The organism is Halomonas sp. (assembly GCF_031581305.1).
Taxonomy (GTDB): Bacteria; Pseudomonadota; Gammaproteobacteria; order Pseudomonadales; family Halomonadaceae; genus Halomonas.
Genome location: NZ_JAVLBC010000316.1, coordinates 1 through 1986, shown reverse-complemented (window position 1 = coordinate 1986; position 1986 = coordinate 1). Strand labels below are relative to the sequence as shown.

The window sequence follows — 1986 nt, the reverse complement described above, 5'->3', positions numbered from 1 at the left end:
CCGGTGTACAGAAGGCCGGCTTCGGCGTGCTCAACTTCCTGCAGACGATTCCCAGCATTGCCCTCTTCGGCCTGCTGCTTGCGCCCCTCGCCTGGCTGTCGGCGAACGTCGACTGGCTCGCCGCACTGGGCGTCAGCGGCATCGGCTGGGCACCGGCCCTGCTGGCCCTGGTCGGTTACAGCCTGCTGCCCATGGTGCGCAACACCTTCGTGGCGCTGGAGGCGGTCGAGCCCGCGGTCATCGACGCGGCACGTGGCATGGGGATGAGCCGCGGGCAGGTGTTTCGCCAGGTACGGCTGCCGCTGGCGCTGCCGTTGATCCTGGAGGGCATCCGCATCACCACTATCCAGGCCATCGGGCTGACGGCAGTGGCCGCGCTGATCGGGGCCGGCGGCCTCGGGACCTTCATCTTTCAGGGGCTTGGCCAGGCTGCCATGGACCTGGTGTTGCTGGGGGCACTGCCCATTCTGGTGCTGGCGCTGTTCGTTGACGCCCTGCTCGGGGCCCTGACCGAGATCCTGCGCCCGGGAGGGGCCAAATGATCGACCTCATCCATGTCACCAAGCGCTTCGGCGCCGCCATCGCGGTGGACGATATCTCGCTCAGCGTGGCCCAGGGGGAGCTCTGCGTACTGGTGGGGACCTCCGGGTGTGGCAAGTCGACCACGCTGCGCATGATCAATCGACTGATCGAGCACAGCGAGGGCGAGATTCACATCGACGGCCAGCAGATTCGACGCTTTCGCGAGGAGGACCTGCGCCGTCGCATGGGCTATGCGATCCAGAGCACGGGCCTCTTTCCCCACTGGACGGTGGCCCGCAACATCGGCCTGGTGCCGCGCCTGCTCAAGTGGCCGGCCGCCAGGATCCAGGAGCGGGTCGAGGAGCTCATGGCGTTGCTCGGGCTCTCCATGGCGGAGTTCGCCCACAAGTACCCGCACCAGCTCTCCGGCGGCCAGGCGCAGCGGGTGGGCGTCGCCCGGGCGCTGGCGGCGGACCCCGATATCCTGCTGATGGACGAGCCCTTCGGCGCCCTGGACCCGCTGACCCGAGAAGGTCTGCAGGAGGAGCTGCGCGCGTTGCAGTCGCGGCTCGAGAAGACCATTGTCTTCGTCACCCACGACATGGACGAGGCGCTGCGCCTGGCCGATCATCTGGTGGTGATGCATCAGGGGCGGATCGTGCAGCAGGGACGGCCCCTGGAGCTGCTTCGCGAACCGGCGGATGGGTTCGTCGAGTCGCTGCTCGGCGGCGAGGATCGTGGCCTGAAGGAGGCGGCGCTGCTCCCGGTCAGCCAGCGGATGTTGCCGTTGGGGCCGCGCCTGCTGTCTCGCGAGCGGGTCGGCCAGCATGCCAGCCTGCGTGAGGCGCTCTCGGTGATGCTGTGGCGCCATGCGGAGCGGCTCACCGTGGTGGATGATGATGACATGCCGGTAGGGGAACTTTCCCTGCGCCGGCTGGTGGGAGGACGCGGCGATGACTGAGTGTCGCCGCTGGGTCCTGCCGCTCGGGTGGCTGGCGCTGCTGTTGGCGGCGACGCTGGGCATGGGACAGCTGGAGGGGCTGTTTCGCTGGATCGAATCCGACAGCCGCCAGGTGATCTACGCCCGTGCCGACTTCGTGACCCTGTTGGGCCGTCACCTGCTGGTGGTGAGTGTGGCCGCCGTGCTGGCCATCCTGGTGGGGGTGGGCGCCGCCATCGCCGCGACTCGCCGCTGGGGGCGGGACTTCCTGCCGCTGGTCAGCCAGCTGGCGTCCATGGGCCAGACCTTCCCGCCCGTCGCGGTGCTGGCGCTGGCGGTGCCGGTGCTGGGCTTCGGCACCCTGCCGATCATCGTGGCGCTGCTGCTCTACGGCCTGCTGCCGATCGTGCGCAACACCCTGGCCGGGCTCGAGGGCATCAACCCCGGGGTGATGGAGGCGGCGCGCGGCATGGGCATGAGTGGCGGCCAGATCCTGCGCCAGGTGGAGTTGCCGCTGGCCGCGC

At 69.3% G+C, this 1986-nt stretch carries 3 protein-coding genes; all 3 read left to right on the top strand.

What is annotated here, in order from left to right; all coding sequences use genetic code 11:
• Positions 1-542 (top strand): ABC transporter permease (locus RI841_RS16225; protein WP_310706666.1); only part of this gene is annotated, 542 nt, incomplete at its 5' end.
• Positions 539-1483 carry an ABC transporter ATP-binding protein gene (locus RI841_RS16220; RefSeq protein WP_310706665.1) on the top strand — a complete coding sequence of 315 codons (945 nt, stop codon included), beginning with the start codon at positions 539-541 and terminating at the stop codon, positions 1481-1483. The genes RI841_RS16225 and RI841_RS16220, both read left to right, overlap by 4 nt.
• The coding region (locus RI841_RS16215) for an ABC transporter permease (RefSeq protein WP_310706664.1) at positions 1476-1986 on the top strand (511 nt) is incomplete at its 3' end. The genes RI841_RS16220 and RI841_RS16215, both read left to right, overlap by 8 nt.